The sequence below is a fragment of the Nocardia sp. NPDC051832 genome (genome assembly GCF_040681285.1).
Classification (GTDB): Bacteria; Actinomycetota; Actinomycetes; order Mycobacteriales; family Mycobacteriaceae; genus Nocardia.
This window is the reverse complement of sequence record NZ_JBFAYL010000003.1, coordinates 499,003-518,267: the sequence shown is the minus strand read 5'-3', so window position 1 is coordinate 518,267 and position 19,265 is coordinate 499,003. Positions and strand designations below refer to the sequence as shown.

General features: G+C 69.1%; 19 protein-coding genes. 8 read left to right on the top strand and 11 right to left on the bottom strand.

Features of this window, described 5'->3' with window-relative positions; translation table 11 throughout:
• Window positions 1-160: 160 nt before the first annotated feature.
• Window positions 161-2,230 carry a CocE/NonD family hydrolase gene (locus tag AB0M14_RS20215; protein WP_364997123.1) on the bottom strand — a complete coding sequence of 690 codons (2,070 nt, stop codon included), beginning with the start codon at window positions 2,228-2,230 and terminating at the stop codon, window positions 161-163.
• A gap of 357 nt (window positions 2,231-2,587) precedes the next feature.
• Here AB0M14_RS20215 and AB0M14_RS20210 point away from each other — a divergent pair, with 357 nt between their 5' ends.
• A complete protein-coding gene (locus tag AB0M14_RS20210; protein ID WP_364997121.1) occupies window positions 2,588-2,821 on the top strand; it encodes a hypothetical protein in 234 nt (77 codons plus the stop codon).
• Between the two features lie 53 nt (window positions 2,822-2,874).
• Here AB0M14_RS20210 and AB0M14_RS20205 read toward each other — a convergent pair whose 3' ends face one another.
• From AB0M14_RS20205 to AB0M14_RS20185, 5 genes are all read right to left on the bottom strand, one after another.
• Window positions 2,875-3,612: a phosphoglyceromutase gene (locus AB0M14_RS20205; RefSeq protein ID WP_364997119.1), complete on the bottom strand. Its 738-nt coding sequence runs from the start codon at window positions 3,610-3,612 to the stop codon at window positions 2,875-2,877.
• A gap of 24 nt (window positions 3,613-3,636) precedes the next feature.
• Complete coding sequence (locus tag AB0M14_RS20200; RefSeq protein ID WP_364997117.1) at window positions 3,637-4,530, bottom strand: ROK family protein; 894 nt, start codon at window positions 4,528-4,530, stop codon at window positions 3,637-3,639.
• 75 nt (window positions 4,531-4,605) lie between these two features.
• Window positions 4,606-5,103 carry a YbjN domain-containing protein gene (locus AB0M14_RS20195; protein ID WP_364997115.1) on the bottom strand — a complete coding sequence of 166 codons (498 nt, stop codon included), beginning with the start codon at window positions 5,101-5,103 and terminating at the stop codon, window positions 4,606-4,608.
• A gap of 66 nt (window positions 5,104-5,169) precedes the next feature.
• Window positions 5,170-6,522, bottom strand: a complete 1,353-nt coding sequence (mshA, locus tag AB0M14_RS20190) for a D-inositol-3-phosphate glycosyltransferase (RefSeq protein WP_364997113.1) — start codon at window positions 6,520-6,522, stop codon at window positions 5,170-5,172.
• Window positions 6,523-6,638: 116 nt separating this feature from the next.
• A complete protein-coding gene (locus AB0M14_RS20185) occupies window positions 6,639-7,463 on the bottom strand; it encodes an alpha/beta hydrolase (protein ID WP_364997111.1) in 825 nt (274 codons plus the stop codon).
• A 161-nt stretch (window positions 7,464-7,624) separates the two neighbouring features.
• Here AB0M14_RS20185 and lysA point away from each other — a divergent pair, with 161 nt between their 5' ends.
• Entirely contained in the window at window positions 7,625-8,965 is a 1,341-nt protein-coding gene (gene lysA, locus AB0M14_RS20180) for a diaminopimelate decarboxylase (RefSeq protein ID WP_364997109.1), read from the top strand.
• Between the two features lie 59 nt (window positions 8,966-9,024).
• The gene (locus AB0M14_RS20175) at window positions 9,025-9,762 is read left to right on the top strand and encodes an SDR family oxidoreductase (protein WP_364997107.1); all 738 of its coding nucleotides are present in this window, start codon (window positions 9,025-9,027) and stop codon (window positions 9,760-9,762) included.
• 59 nt (window positions 9,763-9,821) lie between these two features.
• Here AB0M14_RS20175 and AB0M14_RS20170 read toward each other — a convergent pair whose 3' ends face one another.
• Both AB0M14_RS20170 and AB0M14_RS20165 read right to left on the bottom strand, forming a co-directional pair.
• Window positions 9,822-11,048: an Ig-like domain-containing protein gene (locus AB0M14_RS20170; RefSeq protein ID WP_364997105.1), complete on the bottom strand. Its 1,227-nt coding sequence runs from the start codon at window positions 11,046-11,048 to the stop codon at window positions 9,822-9,824.
• A gap of 69 nt (window positions 11,049-11,117) precedes the next feature.
• Complete coding sequence (locus AB0M14_RS20165; protein ID WP_364998965.1) at window positions 11,118-12,209, bottom strand: UDP-N-acetylmuramate dehydrogenase; 1,092 nt, start codon at window positions 12,207-12,209, stop codon at window positions 11,118-11,120.
• A 40-nt stretch (window positions 12,210-12,249) separates the two neighbouring features.
• On the opposite strand from AB0M14_RS20165, the gene AB0M14_RS20160 reads away from it, so the two are divergent.
• The 3 genes from AB0M14_RS20160 to AB0M14_RS20150 all read left to right on the top strand — a co-directional run bounded on the left by AB0M14_RS20160 (window position 12,250) and on the right by AB0M14_RS20150 (window position 14,157).
• Complete coding sequence (locus tag AB0M14_RS20160; RefSeq protein ID WP_364997103.1) at window positions 12,250-12,735, top strand: DUF2505 domain-containing protein; 486 nt, start codon at window positions 12,250-12,252, stop codon at window positions 12,733-12,735.
• A gap of 118 nt (window positions 12,736-12,853) precedes the next feature.
• Window positions 12,854-13,375 carry a DUF2505 domain-containing protein gene (locus tag AB0M14_RS20155; RefSeq protein WP_364997101.1) on the top strand — a complete coding sequence of 174 codons (522 nt, stop codon included), beginning with the start codon at window positions 12,854-12,856 and terminating at the stop codon, window positions 13,373-13,375.
• A complete protein-coding gene (locus tag AB0M14_RS20150; RefSeq protein ID WP_364997099.1) occupies window positions 13,345-14,157 on the top strand; it encodes a class I SAM-dependent methyltransferase in 813 nt (270 codons plus the stop codon). The genes AB0M14_RS20155 and AB0M14_RS20150 overlap by 31 nt, the downstream gene beginning before the upstream one ends.
• Here the strand turns inward: AB0M14_RS20150 and AB0M14_RS20145 are convergent.
• Both AB0M14_RS20145 and AB0M14_RS20140 read right to left on the bottom strand, forming a co-directional pair.
• On the bottom strand, window positions 14,154-15,659 hold the full coding sequence (locus tag AB0M14_RS20145) for a hypothetical protein (protein WP_364997097.1): 1,506 nt from the start codon (window positions 15,657-15,659) through the stop codon (window positions 14,154-14,156). The genes AB0M14_RS20150 and AB0M14_RS20145 overlap by 4 nt on opposite strands.
• Window positions 15,660-15,767: 108 nt before the next feature.
• A complete protein-coding gene (locus tag AB0M14_RS20140) occupies window positions 15,768-16,376 on the bottom strand; it encodes a hypothetical protein (protein ID WP_364997095.1) in 609 nt (202 codons plus the stop codon).
• Window positions 16,377-16,514: 138 nt separating this feature from the next.
• Between AB0M14_RS20140 and AB0M14_RS20135 the strand changes: the two genes are divergently transcribed.
• Both AB0M14_RS20135 and AB0M14_RS20130 read left to right on the top strand, forming a co-directional pair.
• A complete protein-coding gene (locus AB0M14_RS20135) occupies window positions 16,515-17,240 on the top strand; it encodes a DUF2993 domain-containing protein (RefSeq protein WP_364997093.1) in 726 nt (241 codons plus the stop codon).
• A 48-nt stretch (window positions 17,241-17,288) separates the two neighbouring features.
• Window positions 17,289-18,512, top strand: a complete 1,224-nt coding sequence (locus tag AB0M14_RS20130) for an allantoate amidohydrolase (RefSeq protein WP_364997091.1) — start codon at window positions 17,289-17,291, stop codon at window positions 18,510-18,512.
• On the opposite strand, the gene deoC is transcribed toward AB0M14_RS20130, so the two are convergent.
• Window positions 18,509-19,177, bottom strand: a complete 669-nt coding sequence (deoC, locus tag AB0M14_RS20125) for a deoxyribose-phosphate aldolase (RefSeq protein ID WP_364997089.1) — start codon at window positions 19,175-19,177, stop codon at window positions 18,509-18,511. The two genes, AB0M14_RS20130 and deoC, sit on opposite strands and share 4 nt — an antisense overlap.
• Window positions 19,178-19,265: the final 88 nt, after the last annotated feature.

Genomic DNA, 19,265 nt, shown 5'->3' with positions numbered 1-19,265 from the left:
GTAGTCACGCCGGACTCCGAAACCGCGGAAAGACCCGCGATTTGGTGCACGCGCACAGGACACGGGGCGCGGACTCGTCGAAATGCCGCATGGCGCAACGACAAAGCGCCTCCGTTTCCAGGGAAACGGAGGCGCTTCAGGGCTTTTCAGCGAGCCGGGCTCACCAGCCAGGCTTGCCCCGCACCGGAATGTTGACGAAGCTCGGCCGGTTCGGATCCAGCTGCACGTGCTGCGGCTTGAGACCCGTGTCGACCAGCATCGGCAGCACCGGCAGGCCCTTCGGGAAGTTGCCCGCGAAGACATCCACCCGCAGGCGGTGACCCGGCTTCAGAACCGCCTCGGTCGCGGGCAGCGCGATATCCAGCGTGGTGGCCTCGCCCGGCACCGTCTGCTGACGGCGATCCAGCGAGGTGAACGGGCGCGGATCGGTGTAGTCGCCGTTGGCCGACTTGGCGCTGTTCGCGTCGTCGATCTCGCGCATGGAGGCCATCAGCTGCCCTGAGGAGAGCACCGTCGACTGACCGTCGGGCGCGACATCGTTCACCGTGACGACCCAGTAGCCGTCGGCGGCGTCGTGCACGGTGTTGAGCCGCACCGCGATCGGGCCCGAGATGGCGGTCTCCTCGGCGACCGGCGCGCTGGTGAAGGTCAGGCCGTTGAGTTCGGCGACCCGGGAATCCTTCGCACAGCCGTCGATGACCGAGAGCACGCCCGCACTACCCTGTGCCGCGTCGTTGGAGCACAGGGTGGTGAGGCCCGGAGCGACAGTGAGTCGCTGGGTATCGGAATTGGCCGCGGCGGTGAGCGATCCGTCGTGCACCGACTGGGCCGTGCCGCTGTTGGCCGCGGACAGGTACATCCGGCGGTGTGCCGACTCGACATCGGCCTCACGACTGGACACCGAACCGAAACCGAAACCGTTGGTGGTGATCCAGCCGCCGCCCTGCTGACGCAGGGTCACCGGGCCGTAGCCGTCGATGCCGTTGTCGATGCCCTTGAGCCACTTGTCGAACCAGGCGCGCTGCAGCACGTCCAGGCGCGGGGGCAGGCCCGGCTTGCCGTACTCGTTGCCCGAGTTGACGTGGTAGGTGTTGCCCATCAGCAGCTGCTTCTGGCCCGGGGGCAGCGGAATCTGTTCGTAGATCTTGGATTCCGAGTAGGTGAACAGGTCGTGCCAGCCACCGGTGACGAAGGTCGGGATCTTGATCTTGCCCGGGTCGCTCCACCAATCCTTTCGGCGGCCTTCGGAATCGGTGAGCAGCGCCTTGGCGCGCGGATCCAGGTCGTCGATCTTCGTGGTCGTGTAGACGTTGAGCAGCACGTCCATGAAGGTCATCGGGTCCGCGGCGCGGTCGGCCAGCCACTTGGTGTCGAACTGGCCGTTCACGATGGAGGCGACGTCCGGCACCCACTTCAGGCCGTTGATGGCGGTCAGCCACAGCGGGATGAAGTTGAAGCCGAAGCCGGTGCCGGGGGCCAGCACGTCCTGGACCAGGTCGCTACCCGGGACCACCGGGAAGATCGCCTTCAGCGCCGGCGGGTTCTGCTGCGCGGCCTGCACCTGGTTGATGCCCGAGTAGGAGATGCCGTTCATGCCGACCTTGCCGTCGGACCACGACTGCTTGGACGCCCAGTCGATGACCTCGACGGTGTCCTGCTGTTCGCGCTGGCGCAGCATGTCCCAGGTGCCCTGGGAGAAGCCGGTGCCGCGGACGTCGACCACGAGCCAGCTGTAGCCGCTCTTGATCATCTGCCGATCCACCGCGAAGTTGCGGAGTTCGCCGCCGCCGAAGGCCTTGGTCAGGTCGGTGACGCCGGACAGCGGGGTGCCCGACATGTCGATCTGACGGAACAGCGCCAGCAGAGCGTCGGAGAAGCCGGGGATGGAGAGCGCGCTGTCGCCGAGGTTCGACACCAGCTTGGTGTAGGGCGTCAGGTTGACGATGGTCGGCGTCTGGGTGTCGATCGGCCGTCCTGCCGCATCCGCGGGCCGGTACAGATTGCCCTTGAGGACGGTGCCGTCACTCATGGTGATCGGCACATCCCACTGGATGTTGACGTTGGGGTACTGCTGGGCGCCGTCTTCGGTGGCGGTCCAGGCGGCACCCGCGGCGCCGCCGTCAGGCCCCGTGGACGCGGGCGCGGCATTCGCCGCGGCGCCGGTGGTGAGGAAAGGAAGGAGCACAGCAGTGGCTACCGAAGCCACCGTGGCCCGCAACGCGTACTTCATCGAACGTGATCCACCTCTCGGACTGATCGAACGCCCGAAGCATACCGAACCTACTCGTCGGTAAGAACATCCGGCTAACGGAAAATCTGGTGAATACCAGTTCACATACGCCGCACGGCTGACGATAGCCCCAGCGTATAGCCGCAAATCCCCCACTTCAGACATCAGAATCTGGGCTTACCGTAACCGGTTGTCCACGCCAATAGTTAACCGCCCCGGTCCCACTTTTCTTCTAGGCGGTCGCCGCCGCGGCTTGCCTGCTCGGATCGCCGCCAAACCAACGCGCTGAACGGCCTGGTTCCTGTCGGTGGTATCCGATAGCCTTCCCGCATCATTCGATCTAGCAAGGGGGATTTGATGACCTATGTCGAGCTCGATCGCCGCGTCGGCAAGTTGGAGAAGCGCGTGGATGACATCGAGAGCACGATGCCGAAAGACATTCGCGGGGTGCGGCTCTACGCCACTCGGTCGGGGACCGAGCTGACGGTGGGCGTCAACAGGATCTTGGCGCATATGGGGTTGGAGCCGATCGAGGACGTGCGCTATCCGACCGATGGCGAGATCGAGGCGTCGTTCGAGGCGGACTGCTGAGACGACGAAGCGCCGTGGTCGAAAACGACCACGGCGCTCGGTAGTTCAGCTGGTTACTTGCCGCCCTGGTTGGCGACCGCGGCGGCGCCGGCGGCGGCGGCTTCCGGGTCGAGGTAGGCGGCGGGGCGGAGGGGGCGGAGGTTTTCGTCGAGTTCGTAGACGAGGGGGATGCCGGTGGGGATGTTGAGGCCGGCGATGTCGTCGTCGGAGATCTGGTCGAGGTGCTTGACCAGGGCGCGCAGGGAGTTGCCGTGGGCGGCGACGAGGACGGTCTTGCCGGTCAGGAGGTCCTTGGAGATGGTGGACTCCCAGTAGGGGACCATCCGCTTGACGACGTCGAGCAGGCATTCGGTCTTGGGGACCTCGATGCCGTCGTAGCGCGGGTCGCCCTCCTGGCTGTACTCGTTGTCCGCGGCGATCGGCGGGGGCGGGGTGTCGTAGCTACGGCGCCACAGCATGAACTGCTCGTCGCCGTACTGCTCTTTGACCTGGGCCTTGTTCTTGCCCTGCAGGTCGCCGTAGTGGCGCTCGTTCAGGCGCCAGTCCCGGATCACCGGGATCCAGTGCCGGTCGGCGGCGTCGAGAGCGTTGTTGGCGGTGCTGATGGCGCGGCGCAGCAGCGAGGTGTACACCACATCCGGCAGCACACCCTTCTCGGCCATGAGCTGACCGGCGCGCTTGCCCTCGGCGATGCCCTTGTCGGTCAGGTGCACATCCACCCAGCCGGTGAACAGATTCAGGGCATTCCATTCGCTCTCGCCGTGGCGCAGCAACACGAGGGTGTACGTCATGGGGCCCATTCTGGCAGGCCGAACTCAGGCGGGCGCTGAGAGGGCGGTGAGCAGACCGGCGCCGATCAACGTCGCCCGGTCCTGCAGTTCGGACGGAACGACCCGCAGATCCTTGAGGAATCCGATCCGGGCGTGCGCGCCGAGCGACTCCTGCATGGGCCGCCACAGCGGCTCCCCCGCCTGCGCGAACCCGCCGCCGACCACGACCAGGTCGACGTCCAGCAACGCCGCCGCCGAGGAAATCGCCTGCCCCAGCGCGATTCCCGCGCGCCGCAGCGCCGCCTTGGCGATGCGGTCGCCGTGCACCGCGTCCTCGGCCAGCTCGACCCCGGTGGTGCCGGTCCAGCCCCGTCCCTGCGCCCAGCGCACCGAAGACGGCCCGCTCGCAACGGCTTCCACGCAGCCCACGCCCCCGCACGCGCACGGATCCATCGACCCCGGAACCACGATGTGACCGATATGACCGGCGTTGCCGGTGTGGCCGACCGCGACCATGCCGCCGACGATCACGCCACCGCCGATGCCCGAGGACACCGTCATGGCCAGCGCGTCCGGCGTCTGCCGGGCCGCGCCGAAATGCCGTTCGGCCAGCGCCAGGCACACCCCGTCGATTGCGAAACGCACGGAGGCGGAAGGGAACAGCTCCTTCACCGCGGACACGATCGGAAACCCGCTCGACCACTCGGGAATGTTGAGCGGCGACAGTGAGCCGGACGGCGCGTCCACCGGACCGGCCGCGCCGATGCCGATGATCGGCACATCGTCCTCCCCCGCCACGGACAGCAGCAGCTCCTGGCACGCCTCCCAGACCCCGGCCGCCGGCACCTGGATACGCCCGACCTCATGGGTCATCCCGTCGGTTCCGACCACGCCGACAGCGATTTTCGTCGCCCCGACATCCAGCGCGAGAATGGTCATCAGGCCCCCACTTCCGACAGCAGCACCGTGACCGCCGCGTTCGCGGCGGCCCGAAGGATCATATTGGGCGCGGGCCTACTTGTCGGAGGCGTCCACCAGATGTTCGAAAGCGCGCAGGTTCTTCAACGATTCACCGCGCGAGACCCGCCATTTCCATTCCTTGCGAATGGATTCGGCGAAACCCAGTTCCAGCAGCACGTTGAAGTCGCCGTCGACGGCCTCCAGGATCTGCCCGAAGACACGGTCGAGTTCGTCGGCGGTGACCGCGTGCGTGGCGATGCGGCCGACGAGGTAGATATCGCCGACCCGGTCCAGGGTGTAGGCCACGCCGTAGAGGCGGCGGTTGCGGCGCAGCAGGAATTTGTAGACGCCTTCGAAGTTCTCGTCCGGCTTACGGCAGACGAACGATTCGATGCGCAGACCGTGCTTGCCGACGGTGAGCATCACCGTGGTCTTCAGTTTGCGCTCGCCCGGCAGGATGACAACGAAAACGTCCTCGCCGGTGCGGCTGTATTCGATTTCCCGATCGCGCAGCGTCTCGTCGATCAACTGCGCGGTGGCTGGCACCGACATCGGCGTCGTTCTCCTGTCCTCGTGGATCCTGCGCTCAGGATGACAAGTATCGGTTACCCGATTCCGCTAGCGGGACGCAGTGCGCGCGCGAGCGCCCGGAGCACCGTAGAGGCCGTTGAGCAGCACCTCGTGGCCTTCGCGGTGCGCGAGCGCGGCGTGGAAATCGCCCAGCGCGGCGGAGTAGCTGGCCAGCAGCCCGTCGGCGGTGTGCTCCCAGGAGAAGTTCCCGGCGTGCTCGACCGCGCCCGCGCTCATCCGGCGGAGCCGGTTCGGGTCGTCGAGCAGGGCACCGAGCGCGGCCGCCCAGTCCGGGATGTAGTGCCCGGGCACCAGCAGGCCGGTTTCACCATGCCGCACGGCGGTGCTCAGCCCGCCCACGTCGGCGGCGAGCACCGGGGTGCCGCTGGCCTGCGCTTCGATCGCGACCAGGCCGAAGGATTCGTTGTGGCTGGGCACCGCGACGAGGTCCGCGGCCCGGTACACCTGGACCAGGCGATCCGGGGGCTGCGGCGGCAGGAAGGTGACGTGGTCGGTGATGCCGAGTTCGGCGGCCAGCCGGATCAGGGAGTCGGGGCGTTCCAGGCCGGTGCCGGAGGGCCCGCCGACGATCAGCACGCGCAGGTTGCGGCCCGGGTCCTCGTCGAGCAGGACGGCGGCGGCGCGGATCAGAACGTCGGGCGCCTTCAACGGCTGGATGCGGCCGATGAACGCGACGATCTGCTCGTCGGGGCGCAGGCCGAGTTCGGCGCGGGCGCGGAGCTTGTCGCCGGGCTGGTATCTGGTGAGGTCGGCGCCGGGCGGGACGATGTCGATGTGGCGGGCTTCGGCGCCGTACAGCTCGATCAGCTGTCTCGCCTCTTCGGCGGTGTTGGCCACCAGCCGGTCCGCTTCGACGACGATCTGTTTCTCGCCGATTTCCCGAGTGGCGGGCTCGGGGCAGTCACCGTCGGCGAGCGCGCGGTTCTTGACGGCGGCCAGGGTGTGCGCGGTGTGCACCAGCGGCACCCGCCAGCGGTCCCGGGCCAGCCAGCCGACCTGCCCGGACAGCCAGTAGTGCGAATGCACCAGGTCGTAATAGCCGGGTAGGTGCCGCGCCTCTTGGCGCAGCACCTCGGCGGTGAAGGGGCACAGCTGGGTCGGCAGGTCGCGCTTGTCCAGGCCCTCGAACGGGCCCGCCACCACGTTGCGCACCAGGACGCCGGGCGCGGCCTCCTGCACCGGCGGCATATTCGACGAGGTCGCGCGGGTGAAGATCTCCACTTCGATGCCGCGCCGAGCCAGTTGCAGGGCGGTTTGCAGGACGTAGACGTTCATGCCGCCCGCGTCACCCGTGCCCGGTTGGGCAAGTGGTGAGGTGTGCACCGACAACACGGCGATCCGATTCGGCCGTAGGTCCGGGCGTTGACTCACATCATCCATAGTGCACGGTGCATCACCGGCTCAGACGCCCCGGAGCGGGGCAAGTGACCGCGATCACAGCGATTTTGTGAGCACGATCACGCCGCTCAGGGTGCTTAATTCGAATGTATGTGCTATTAGGCTAGTTGGCTATCGATGAAGTCGGTGACCTCGGCGAGAAAGCGGGCCCGATCTTCGATGAACAGGCCGTGCTGGGCGTCCTCCCAGATCGAGAATCGCGCGTTCGGAACGGCCTCGGCGATGTAGCGGCCGTTCGCGATCGGCACCACCGGATCGGCGGTGCCGTGCTGCACCAGCACCGGAATATCCAGGGCGCGAAGGGTTTCGGTGTTGTCGACGGTCCGGACGAACAGGGCCTTGCGGACGGCGGGCGGAGTGGACAGACTGCCGCCGAACAGGCGCTGCGCGTCGACACCTTTGTCCGCGCCGGGACCGGTGTTGGCATTGCCGAACGCGGCGAACGCGCGGGTGGCGCGGCCCGGGCTCTCCTCGAACACCCCCGGGATCGCGGCATCCATCGCGGTCCCGGTCGCCGCGCCGGGCGCCCGGCCGATATTGGCCATCGACCCGGTGTAGATCACCCCGGCGACCGCGCCGGTGCCGTAGGCGGTCAGATAATCACTGATCACGATGCCGCCGTAGGACCAGCCGAGCAGGACCGCGTCCTGCTCGACACCCTCGGCGGCCAGCACGGCGGCGATATCGGCGGCCCAGTTCTTCGGGTCGTCGTAACCGGCGGCCGGGATATCGGAGTAGCCGTGGCCGCGCAGATCGACGGCGATCACGCGGTAGCGCTCGGCCAGCTCGTCGGCGGCGGTGCCCCAGCAGCGCAGATTGGCCGACCAGCCGTGCACCAGCACCAGCGGGCGCGCGCCGGCGGGCCCGCTGACCCGGTAGACGAGGGTGGTTCCGTCCGCGCTGACCGCTTCCCGTATAGCCATGCCCACAGGCTAACGGTCGCTGTGTCCGGGCAAAGAGGGCGTCAAGATCGGCCCGCGAAACGTCAAGACAACGTCATCGGCGATACCGCGGCCCCCGGCACCGGCGTAGTCCTGACCTCGGCCCCGCATACGGAACAGCGGGGACGACACCTGGAGACACCGTGACCCTGCTCGACATGTTTCCTTCGCTGGGCTCGACCATGGCGCCGCGCCTGGCGCCGACGGTCTGGCCGGCCGACACCCACTACGACGCCGAGGGCCGGATCACCGTCGCCGGGGTCGCCCTGGCCGACATCGCGGATCAGTACGGCACCGCGACCTACGTGCTCGCCGAGGACGAGGTGCGGGACCGCTGCCGCGCCTATCGCAAGCATTTCCCGGAGGCCGAGATCTACTACGCGGGCAAAGCGCTGCTGACCCGGGCGGTCGCCGAATGGGTTACCGCCGAAGGGCTTTGCCTCGACGTCTGCTCCGCGGGCGAATTGGCCATCGCCCTGGCCGCCGGTGTCGACCCGGAGCGGATCGTGCTGCACGGCAACGGCAAACCGTTCCACGAACTCCAGGCGGCGGTGCAGGCCGGTGTCGGTCGGATCGTCATCGACTCACTGCACGAGATCCCGTTGATCGCCGCGCTGGCCACCACACCGCAGCGGGTGCTGCTGCGGATCTCCCCGGACATCGATATCGACTCGCACCCGGCCGTCCGCACCGGCGTGGCCGACCAGAAGTTCGGCTTCCCGATCGGTAGCGCGCTGGCCGCCGAAGCCGTGGAACGCGTACTGCGGCAACCGAATCTGCGCCTGGTCGGCTTCCATTGCCATCTCGGCTCGCAGATCCACGACACCTTCCCGTTCAGCGAAGCGGTCCGCCGCCTGGTCGCGGCCATGGCCGTGGTGCGCGACGAGAGCGGCCACACCCTCACCGAACTGGACCTCGGCGGCGGGCACGCGGTGGCCTACCGCTGCGGTGACCCCGAACTGGATCTGGCCGAACTCGCCGACGTCATCGAGGACTCCCTCGACGCCGCCTGCGCGCGGCACGGTTTCCCGCGGCCGCGGATCGCTCTGGAACCGGGCCGGGCCATCGTCGCGCGGGCCGGGCTGACGCTGTACCGGGTGCTGTCGGTCAAGCACCTCGACAACGGCCGGACCTATGTCACCGTGGACGGCGGGATGAGCGACAACCCGCGCGTCGCCCTGTACGGTGCGCGCTACGACGCCGTGCTGGCCAACCGGCACCCCGTCGGCCCGGACCTGGCCGTCACGATCGCCGGGCGCTACTGCGAGGCGGGCGACATCCTCGCCGCCGAGGTGCGGCTGCCCGCGGACCTGCATCCCGGGGAAGTGCTCGCGGTGCCGGTCACCGGCGCCTACCACCACAGCCTGGCCTCCACCTACAACGGCGTCGGCCGCCCGCCGATCGTCGCGATCAAGGACGGCCACTGCCGGGAACTGCTGCGCCGCGAGACGACGGGCGATCTGCTCAGCCGCGACGTCGGGTAGCGGTGATTCCGGCGACATCCGCAGGCCTGGCTAACTGCCGGCACCTAGGATCGGTGGTCATGAGTAAGCGCAGCGCGGTCGTGACCGGAGCTAGTTCGGGCATCGGTGCGGCCACCGCCCGGGAGCTCGCCAAGCAGGGCTATCACGTCTACGTGGGCGCCCGCCGGCTGGACCGCCTGCAGCGGCTCGCCGACGAAATCGGCGGCACCGCACTCGAACTCGACGTCACCTCCGCGGAATCGGTGCAGGCCTTCTGCGCCGCCGTCGCCGATGTCGCGGTGCTGGTCAACAATGCGGGCGGCGCGAAGGGCCTGGCCACCGTCGCCGACGCCGATCTCGACGACTGGCGCTGGATGTGGGAGACCAACGTGCTCGGCACGCTGCGAGTCACCAAGGCGCTGCTGCCCAAGCTCATCGATTCCGGCGACGGGCTGATCGTCACGATCACCTCGGTGGCCGCGTTCCAGCACTACGACAACGGGTCCGGATACACCTCCGCCAAGCACGCGCAGGCGGTGCTGCACCGGACGTTGCGCGGCGAGCTGCTCGGAAAGCCGGTGCGGCTCACCGAAATCGCGCCCGGCGCGGTCGAGACGGAGTTCTCGCTGGTGCGGTTCGACGGCGACAAGGAGCGGGCCGCGAAAGTCTACGACGGCATCGACCCACTGGTGGCGGAAGATATCGCGGAGATCGTCGGGTTCGTGGCGTCGCGGCCGCCGCATGTGAATCTGGATCAAATCATTGTCAGGCCGCGGGATCAGGGCACCGAGCCCGGACGGTTCGCGCGACGCGGCTGATCGGAGAACGCAAACGCCCACGGCCTGGAAAGACCGTGGGCGTGCGTCGTTCTCGGCGCTTACCGGGGCGCGGCCGGGGCGACCGGGGTGGCCGAAATCTGGGCCGGCTTACCCTGCGCCGCGGACATCGTCTTCCACTGCTCCCACGAGATGGTCCAGTCGTAGATGTCCCCGTCGGAGGCCGACAGCGGGATCGAGGTGCCGGTGACCTCGACCGGGTCGCCGTAGAGCGCGGTCACGAAGTATTCGTGCGCGTTGTCGGTGGACAGGTTGATGCACCCGTTGGTGACGTTCGAGTTGCCTTGCGCGGCCGAGGATTCCGGGTTGGCGTGGATGAACTCGCCGTTGTTGGAGATGCGCACCGCCCAGCGCTCGTCGACATTGGTGTAGAACGGCGGGTTCGACATCTTGACCAGCTCATGCTTCTCACTCACCACGTGAATGCCGGAGCGGGTGACGTTGCGCGGCTCGTTGCCCTCGCCGTAGCTGGCGGGAAAGTCCATGACGACCCGCCCGTCTCGGACCACCTGCATGCGGTGACTGGGCGCGTTCGCCTTCACGATCTGGCTGCGCCCGACGGTGAAGTCGGAGGTCAGGTCGGAGTCGCCGTAGAGACCGTTGCCCATGTCCAGGCCGTAGAGCTTGGCCGAGACGTGCACGGTGGTGCCGGGCTGCCAGTAGTTCTTGGGCCGCCAGTGCAGGCGGGAGCCGCCGTTGTCGTCCGGGAACCAGGCCCACGCGCCTTCGGTCTGCGGGTTGGTGGTGACGGTGATGGCCTTCTCCACCTCGGCCTTGTTCGAGACATGGCCCTTGAACTGCAGGATGATCGGCGCGCCGATGCCGACCTCCTGACCGTCGGCGATCTGGAAGGTCGCCCCGGCGATCGACTTCGGGGCCACGGTGCGGAAAGCGCCCTCGATCGGGACCGGCTGGTTGTCGGTGCCGCGGGCGGTGCCGGACCAGGTGTAGGCGGCGTCGTAGCCGAGCGGCTCGGTGATCTTGAAACTGCGCTTGTCCGGGCTGAATTCGCCCTTGACCTGCTTGCCGTTCGCGTTCGTCAGCGCGACCTGATCGATCGCGCCGTTCTCGACCTCGACCGAGACCGGGGCCGTCGGGTTGACGTCCGCGCTGTCGTTGCCGGGGGTGATCGTCACCTTCGCGACCGGGCCGCCCGCCTCGGCAGGACCGCCCTCCTCCTTCGAGCAGCCGACGACGAGGGCGACGACTACGAGGAGAAGCATCGACAGCACGCCGACCGGTCTGCGGATCACTGGACGGTTGTTCACTGCCTCGAATTTACGCGGCAGTGTTGGTTCGATCGGCTATCGAAGCGGTATGATGCCCGTTTTGCCTGGTTAGAGGGTCAGGCCGACCGTCACCGGTTCCGGCTCCAGGTGGATGCCGAAGCGGGCCTCGACACCCTCGCGCACCATGCGGGCCAGCGCCACCAGGTCGGCCGCGGTGGCGGCGCCCCGGTTCGTCAGGGCCAGCGTATGTTTCGTGGACAGCCGCGCCGCCGCGTCGGGCCCCGGGAAACCCTTCGCGAAACCGGCGCGCTCGATGAGCCAACCGGCCGAGAACTTGACGCCGTCCGGCGCCGCATAGGTCGGAATCGTGACATCGCCCACATGGGCGGTGATCCGCGCCCGGACCGCGTCCACGCGCGCGTGCGGAACGACCGGATTGGTGAAGAAGGAGCCCGCGCTCCAGGTGTCGTGATCGGCCGGATCGAGCACCATGCCCTTGCCCGCGCGCAACCCCAGCACGGCCGCGCGGACCAGCGCGGCGGGCCTGGTGCCGCCGTCGGTGACCTCCAGCGTCCGGGCGAGCTCGCCGTACCGCAGCGGGGCGCTGGTACCGGACGGGTCGAGTGCGAAGTCGACCGCGAGGACAACCGCGTCGTCACTGTGCTTGAGCTTGCTGGTGCGGTATCCGAAACCGAGTTCGGCGGGCTCGGCCCAGCGGATCGCACCGCTCGCGCGCTCCAGGAGCTGGACGCGACGCAGCAGGGTCGCGACCTCCACGCCGTAGGCGCCGACGTTCTGCACCGGGGTCGCGCCCGCGGAACCCGGTATCCCGGAAAGACATTCGAGCCCGCCGAAGCCCGCCTCGATCGTCCGGGCGACGACGCCGTCCCAATTCGCGCCCGCCTCGGCGAGCACGCCGTCCGCGCCGAGCTCGACGTTGCCCGTCGCGATCTCGACGACCACGCCGTCGAAACCGTCGTCGCTGATCAGCAGATTGGAGCCGCCCGCTACCAGCAGCACCGGAACGCCCTTTGCGTCGAGCGCGCCAACGGTCCGCACCAGTGTGTCCGTCGAGGCGCAGACGGCGACCGTGGCCGGACCGCCGACCCGCAACGTCGTCAGGTCCGCGAGCCGCACCGATTCACGCAATTCCGCGCCCGTTCCGGCCAGCAGATCGCGCAGGTTGTCCGATGACACCACCCGTGAAGTTCGCACGCCCCAGACGGTAGCGTGTTCGTCCATGGCTACACCCTTGGCGTACACGGCTCGTTACTCCCACCCGGCCGCCGCCGTCCGTGCGGCACTCGCCGACGAGCAGTACTGGAAAGACCGCATCGCCGAGGTCGGCGGGGACAACGCGAAGCTGAATTCCTTCAGCGCCAACGGTGATCAGGTCCGGGTCGATATGGTGCAGGCCATCGCCGCCGAGCTGCTGCCGCCCGCGATCACCGCGGTCCGCCCCGGCGATCTGATCATTCCGCGGGTGGAGAGCTGGACCGGCGACACGGCGACCTTCGAGGCCACCGTCGAGGGCGCGCCCGCCCAGGTGCGCGGCACCGTGACCCTGAGCGAGGACGGCGCCGGTTCGACCGCGACCGTGCAGGGCCAGATCGAGGTGAAGATCCCGCTGTTCGGCGGCAAGATCGAGAAGGCGATCCAGGAACACCTGACCGAGCTGTTGCAGTCCGAGGAAGAGTTCACCAACACCTGGATCGCCGCGCACTGATCACACTTTCGGCCGGGACCGGCAGCGCGCTGTGGTCCCGGCCAAAGTTTTCCCGCACCCACTGTGAGATGCGCGCCGAGCGATGGGCCAGCAATCGATCCCGGTAACGTGTGCGGGCATGGCACGTCGATTGGATTACTCCGCTCGCTACCCGCTGCACACCACCAAAGAGCTCTACGAGGCGTTGTCGACTCGGGAGTACTGGGAGGCGCGGGTCGCCGAAATGCGGAAGTACACGCCGGGTAACGAGGTCGTCAGCCTCGACGTGAGCGACTCGGGCATCGAGGTCGTGCTGCACCACACGCTGCCGCGGGAGATGCTCCCCGAAATCGCGCAGGCCGTGATGCGCAAGGACATGATCATCACCCGCAAGGAGAGCTGGGGCCCGTTCGACGGCGCGGAAACCGTCGGCAAGTTCTCGGCGTCCATTCCGGCCGGCCCCGGCAGCCTGGGCGGCGGAATTCGCCTGTTCCCCACCGACACCGGCTGCACCATGCGGTTCTCGCCGGAGGCGAAGGTGTTCATTCCGATGGTCGGTCCCCGGCTGGAACAGTTGATGCTGGTGAACCTGGTCGACCTGTTCCGCGCCGAAGCCGAAGAGACGGTGAAGTGGCTGGAAGCGCGCAACCCCACCAGCTGAACAAACCACTCGGGACCATCACCCGGGGCACCACCGGGGTCAATCGGTTGCGCCGCAGCGATCGCTGGCTGGTGCACGACGAGCTGGTCGGCGCGCGGTTGCGGGCGGCCGCCGATCCACTCGTGGTGGACCTCGGCTATGGGGCCAGCCCGTGGACGACCTTGGAGTTGGCGGCCCGGCTGCGTACGGTGCGGCCCGACGTGCGGGTGGTCGGACTGGAGATCGATCCCGAACGCGTGGTACCTGGACAGGACGGGGTGACTTTCGCGCGCGGCGGCTTCGAATTGGCCGGACTACGACCGGTTTTCGTCCGCGCGTTCAACGTGCTGCGCCAGTACCCGGAGTCCGCGGTACCCGCCGCCTGGGCGACGATCCGGTCCGGCCTGGCCCCGGATGGCCTGCTGCTCGACGGAACCTGTGATGAGCTGGGCCGCCGCTGCGCCTGGGTCCTGCTGGACCGGACCGGCCCGCTGTCGCTGACGCTGGCCTGGGATCCGTTCACGGTGGACCGGCCCTCCGATATCGCCGAGCGACTACCGAAAGCGTTGATACACCGCAACATCCCCGGCGAGCCGGTGCACACGCTGCTCACCGCGGCGGACCGGTCCTGGGCGCGCGCGGCGGCGCTGGCCCCGTTCGGCCCGCGCGTGCGCTGGCGGCAAGCGTCGAAGTACTTGCGGGAGGAAGGCTTTCCGGTCCGGGAGTACCGGCGGCGGATGCGCGATTGCGTGCTGTCGGTGCCGTGGTCGGCGGTCGCGCCGAAGGACGCCGCGGCGGTCTAGGCGCGGCGCAGCAGCGAGCGCACGCGTCCGGACAGCGCCGCCATCGGCAGGATCGAGCGCGGTTCGAAGGGCTGCCGCCAGAGGCCGCTGTGCGCCGCGCCCATGGCGAACAAGCCTTCCGGGTTGACCTCGGCATCGGCCGCCGGGGCCGAGAGATCGGCGACGAGTTTCGCCGCGAGCAGGGTGCGGGCCGTTTCGGATTCGAAGATCTCGATGCCGAACCGATGCGCGCTGCGGTAGGCGGCGGCCAGCCGGGGCTGAGCGGCCAGGTTGCGGGTCCAGATCAGGGGCGCGACATTGCAGGAGACATCGCGGCCCGAGCTGTGCGCGAGGACGCCGCGCCAGCGCTGGATCCGTTGCGCCAGGACGTGATTCGGACCCTGGGCGGGCATCATGGCGTCGGCCACGCTCCAGAGATCGCCCGCCCGATCGGCCAGCCGGATGCCGTAATTCGGCTGGTAGAGCGCCGATCTGGTGAGCACGCGCAGCAAGTCCTGGCCCAGGCGCCGTGCGCCGCGCGCGTGCAGCCGCTGATGCGCGTCGGCGACAACGGATTCCGGTACCGCATAGCAGTCGGTCGCGGAGCCGAGAACAGCCAGCGCCGCGTCCGGCCGGAAGCTGAGCAGGTCCTCGGCCAGGACGTCGATGGCGGCGGCCAGCCGGACGCCACCGGGTCCGAAACGGTTCGCGTAGCCGCCGAACACCGGGCGCGGCCCGCCCTCGGCGGGTGCGAGATGCGCACGCAGCCAATGCATCAGCGCGGGGAACTGGGTGGTGATATCGGCCCCCGGTCCCCCGCTGAACGGGCGCGGGCCGGGAGTGATCGGGTAACGCAGCACGCCGGCGCCGGCGCGGGCCAGTTCCTCGAGTTCTTTCCAGCGGGCCGGTCCGGGCCGGGCGATGGCGAGCACGTCCGCGCCCCAGCGCAAGAGCGGACGCACCGGCGCCAGTTCGCCCGCGCCCGCGACGACGACGCGAAAGCCGGGCAGCGACAACCACTCCGGATGATCGATCACCCGCTCGATCGCGGCCGCGAAGCCGGGCTCGATGATGCCGCGATGCCGCCAGTCGGTGAGCCGGCCGCGCAGGGTCTCCTCGACGAGAACCGTGCCCTGATACGGCACCTCCAAGCGCGCGGGCGGTTCCGCGCTGCCCGCGATACGGCCGGTGCCCAGGGGTTCGGGCTGCTGCACCGCGCTGACATCGAAACTGTCCAGCGGTGCGACGACGTACTCGGTGACGAACCGCAGCAGGCCACGAGCCGAGGTGAGGCCATCGGCGGCGATACCGGCGGCGTGCGCCGGCGAGCAGGCGGACAGCGCGGTCATGGCCCGGAAGATGGTGCGGTAGCGGCGGTTCCAATCCCGGCAGGTTTCCACCGATTGCGCGAGATCGGCGTCGTGCCCGCGGACCGCGTCCGCGACCACCGCGGTAGCGAACATGTCGCCCACTCGCTCGGGCGCGCCGGACGGAAAGACGAGATCCCACCTACCGTGACCCATCGTCCCCATGATCAGTCACCCTGCCACGATCGCGCGTCCGGCGCATGCGGATGACAACCCTGCCCGATAGCCGACATACCGCACCGCGCAGGCGGTTTCAGTGCGCATTCACAGCCGCGTGAGGGCACGGTGGATGCGGCCCGCCGCCCGGGGCGGCAAACGCACGCTGGCGGAATGGATTTCGTCGCGGCGGCAGCGGCCGATGGCGACCGCGTCGCCGATCACCTCGTCCAGCGCGGTCTGGCCGATATCGGCTTCGGCCAGGTCCAGCACCGTGCGCACCGGAGTGGTGACCAAGAACGGGCCCGCCGATTCCACGTCGGTGCCGACCAGCGAGCGGCGCAGCACCACCAGACGCGGCGTCACCGGCGGGCGGCCCGCGCCGACGGACAGGTGCAGGAATCGGGGGCGCAGGCTGCCCAGGCCGTGCAGTTCCGCGGCGCTCTGGTGCGATACCGCGGCGGCGCCGTCGAACCAGGCCGCCCACATGGCGTACTCGTCGAGCGGTCCGTCCGGCCACTCGGCTAGTCGGAGCAGGCCGACCCCGGCCCGCACCACCGTGCCGTCGCCGAGTCCGGCGCGTACACGTGTTTCACATCCGGTGCGCAGCACCTGCCGAGTCGTGAAGTATCCGGCGTGCCGGGCGGCCAGCCGCCGCAGTACACGCCACCCATGATCTACGGATTCGGGTGCGCGGCCCGCCGCATCGCCAGCCATGGCAATCAGGCTACGCTCGAATCTTGTGTCACATATCACAATCGACGGCGCGTTCACCGTCCTGACCGGCAGCGCGTGTAGTCAACTCCTCAGCGCGCCCACAGAGCCGACACAAAATCGTCGGGAAGAATCGGCGGCATGAACACAGCCCCACCCCCCGCTCGGGTCAGCCGGCGCACCCTCACGATCGCGCTCGCCGTGGTCGTCGCGCTCCTCGCGGCGCTCCTGATCGGCGGCGAGGCCTATGCCCGCCACCGCGTCGCCAACTGCATCTCCGCGCAGTTCGAGCAGGAGATGGGCTCGAAGATCGACGTGGGTTTCGGCGTGAAGCCGCTGCTGATCACCTACCTGGACGGCAAGGTCGGCCGGGTCACCGTCGACAGTGACGACACCAAGTTCGGCCCCGCGGTCGGCATGGTGGTGCACGCGAAGTTCAACGACCTCGAGGTGGTGGACGAAGGCCGGGGCGGCGGCACCATCGGCAGCTCCTCGGCCGACGTCGACTGGAGCAACGAGGGCATCAAGGAAACCCTCGCGGGCCTGGTCACCGGCGTGAGCTCGTCGAAGTCGAGCGGCATGCTGACCCTGAAGGTACTGGGCGGCCTGGCCGAACTCCAGGTCAAGCCGGTGGTGACCAACGGGGTGGTCGAGGTGCAGACGCAGTCCGCGGAACTGCTCGGCCTCGGCCTGCCGACCGACCTGGTGCAGGGCATCGTGGACGTGATCTCCAAGAGCCTGCAGAGCTACCCCTTCGACATGAAGCCGACCTCGATCGGCGTGACCGATGACGGGATCACCGTGCAGCTGTCGGGCGGTCGCTCGGAACTGCCCGCGTCGCAGGGCAATACCGACGTCCGCTGCTGATCCCCGGAACCGCGGCGGAACGCGGCGGCGCGGCGCACACTACGCAGCATGAGCTTCGACGCGCTGTGGGAATCGATTCTCGAGGTCGGCCGCGAGCCGTCGACCGGCGGCTATCGCCGATTCGCCTGGAGCGACGCGGATCTCACCCTGCGCGAGTGGTTCATCGACTGCGCCGAGCAGCGCGGCCTGCCGGTCGAGGAGGATCGCAACGGCAACCTGTGGGCCTGGTGGCTGCCCGCGGGGTGGCAGGGCGATCCGGTGGACGCCTTCGTCACCGGATCGCATCTGGACTCGGTGCCCGACGGCGGGGCGTATGACGGACCGCTGGGCGTGGTGTCCGCCTTCGCCGCCATCGATCTGGTGCGCGCCCGCGGTATCGCACCGCGGCGGCCGGTCGCCGTCGCGGCCTTCGCCGACGAGGAAGGTGCGCGTTTCGGAGTCGCTTGTGCCGGATCACAACTCAGCACCGGCGAGCTGAAACCCGAACGGGCCCTGGCGCTGCGCGACGCCGACGGCGTCACCCTGGCCGAGGCGCTGACCCGCGCCGGCCGCAATCCCCGCCACCTCGGCGCCGATCCGACGCTGACCGACCGGGTCGGCGTCTACGTGGAACTGCACGTCGAGCAGGGCCGCGCCCTCGATCTCCTGGACCGGCCGCTGGCCGTCGCCTCGGCCATCTGGCCACACGGCCGCTGGCTGTTCACCTTCACCGGCGAGGCCAATCACGCCGGAACCACCCGCCTGATCGATCGCCGCGATCCGATGCCGGCCTACGCCGCCACGGTGCACACCGCCCGCCAGGCCGCCGAATTACACGCGGCCGTAGCCACTTTCGGCAAACTCCGGGTACTCCCCAACGGCGCCAACGCGATCCCCTCCGAGATCCTGGCCTGGCTCGACGCCCGCGCCGCCGACGAACCCACCCTCACCCGCCTGGTCGAGCGGATCAGCGCCGAGGCCCGCAAGCACGCCGCGGGCGATCGCGTCGAGCTCCGCGTGACAGCCGAGTCCGTCACTCCCCTGGTCGAATTCCCCGCGGCGCCGCGCGCCCGCATCAACCGCGCGCTCAGCCGGCTCGGCGACCTCCCGGTCCTGCCCACCGCCGCCGGGCACGACGCGGGCATCCTCGCCGCCAAGGTCCCGACCGCGATGCTGTTCGTCCGCAATCCCACCGGCATCTCGCACTCTCCCGCCGAATACGCCCGTCCGGAGGACTGCCATTACGGCGCCGAGGCACTCGCCGCCGTAATGGCCGACTGGGTAACGGATTAGGCGGGGAAGCCCGCCAGCACGGCCCGGGACTTGGACAGGCCCAGCCGGGTCGCACCGGCCGCGATCAGCTCGGCGGCGGCCTCGGCCGTGCGGATGCCGCCACTGGCCTTGACGCCGAGGCGTCCGCCGACGGTCTCGGCCATCAGCCGCACCGCGTGCACGCTCGCGCCGCCCGCGGGGTGAAAACCGGTGGAGGTCTTGACGAAATCCGCGCCGGCCTGCTCGGCGGCCCGGCAGGCCCGCACGATCGCCTCGTCGGGGAGGGCGGCCGATTCGATGATCACCTTCAGGACGGCGCGGTCGGCGGTGGCCTCGCGGACGGTGATGATGTCGGCGAGGACGGCGTTGAAGTCACCGGCGAGCGCCGCACCCACGTCGATGACCATGTCCACCTCGGCGGCGCCCTGGTCCACGGCGAACTTGGCCTCGGCGCCCTTGATCAGCGAATGGTGTTTGCCCGAGGGGAAACCCGCGACGGTCGCGACGACCACGCCGGGTGCGCGCACCGGCAGCATCGACGGCGAGACGCAGATCGCGTAGACGCCGAGCTCGCGCGCTTCGGCCACCAGCGCGGCCACCTCCGCGGCGGTCGCCTCCGGGGCGAGCAGGGTGTGATCGATCATCGCGGCCACGTCGGCCCGGGTCAGTACGGAGGAGTCGGCCATAGGGCCAGAGTCTAGGCCGCGTGGTGTTGTGGCGAATTCCGTTGCGGGGCCGCGGTGCTTTCCCGCACACTCGTATGGTCGGTGAACG

Bases quoted from the DNA above. Each gene is read 5' to 3' on its own strand.
- AB0M14_RS20135 (WP_364997093.1), top strand. From the start codon at position 16,515: ATGAACACAGCCCCACCCCCCGCTCGGGTCAGCCGGCGCACCCTCACG.
- AB0M14_RS20195 (WP_364997115.1), bottom strand. From the start codon at position 5,103: ATGTCGGTGCCAGCCACCGCGCAGTTGATCGACGAGACGCTGCGCGAT.
- AB0M14_RS20175 (WP_364997107.1), top strand. From the start codon at position 9,025: ATGAGTAAGCGCAGCGCGGTCGTGACCGGAGCTAGTTCGGGCATCGGT.
- AB0M14_RS20155 (WP_364997101.1), top strand. From the start codon at position 12,854: ATGGCACGTCGATTGGATTACTCCGCTCGCTACCCGCTGCACACCACC.
- AB0M14_RS20145 (WP_364997097.1), bottom strand. From the start codon at position 15,659: ATGGGTCACGGTAGGTGGGATCTCGTCTTTCCGTCCGGCGCGCCCGAG.
- AB0M14_RS20185 (WP_364997111.1), bottom strand. From the start codon at position 7,463: ATGGCTATACGGGAAGCGGTCAGCGCGGACGGAACCACCCTCGTCTAC.
- AB0M14_RS20215 (WP_364997123.1), bottom strand. From the start codon at position 2,230: ATGAAGTACGCGTTGCGGGCCACGGTGGCTTCGGTAGCCACTGCTGTG.
- AB0M14_RS20210 (WP_364997121.1), top strand. From the start codon at position 2,588: ATGACCTATGTCGAGCTCGATCGCCGCGTCGGCAAGTTGGAGAAGCGC.
- AB0M14_RS20205 (WP_364997119.1), bottom strand. From the start codon at position 3,612: ATGACGTACACCCTCGTGTTGCTGCGCCACGGCGAGAGCGAATGGAAT.
- mshA (WP_364997113.1), bottom strand. From the start codon at position 6,522: ATGGATGATGTGAGTCAACGCCCGGACCTACGGCCGAATCGGATCGCC.
- AB0M14_RS20140 (WP_364997095.1), bottom strand. From the start codon at position 16,376: ATGGCTGGCGATGCGGCGGGCCGCGCACCCGAATCCGTAGATCATGGG.
- AB0M14_RS20200 (WP_364997117.1), bottom strand. From the start codon at position 4,530: ATGACCATTCTCGCGCTGGATGTCGGGGCGACGAAAATCGCTGTCGGC.
- AB0M14_RS20160 (WP_364997103.1), top strand. From the start codon at position 12,250: ATGGCTACACCCTTGGCGTACACGGCTCGTTACTCCCACCCGGCCGCC.
- AB0M14_RS20130 (WP_364997091.1), top strand. From the start codon at position 17,289: ATGAGCTTCGACGCGCTGTGGGAATCGATTCTCGAGGTCGGCCGCGAG.
- deoC (WP_364997089.1), bottom strand. From the start codon at position 19,177: ATGGCCGACTCCTCCGTACTGACCCGGGCCGACGTGGCCGCGATGATC.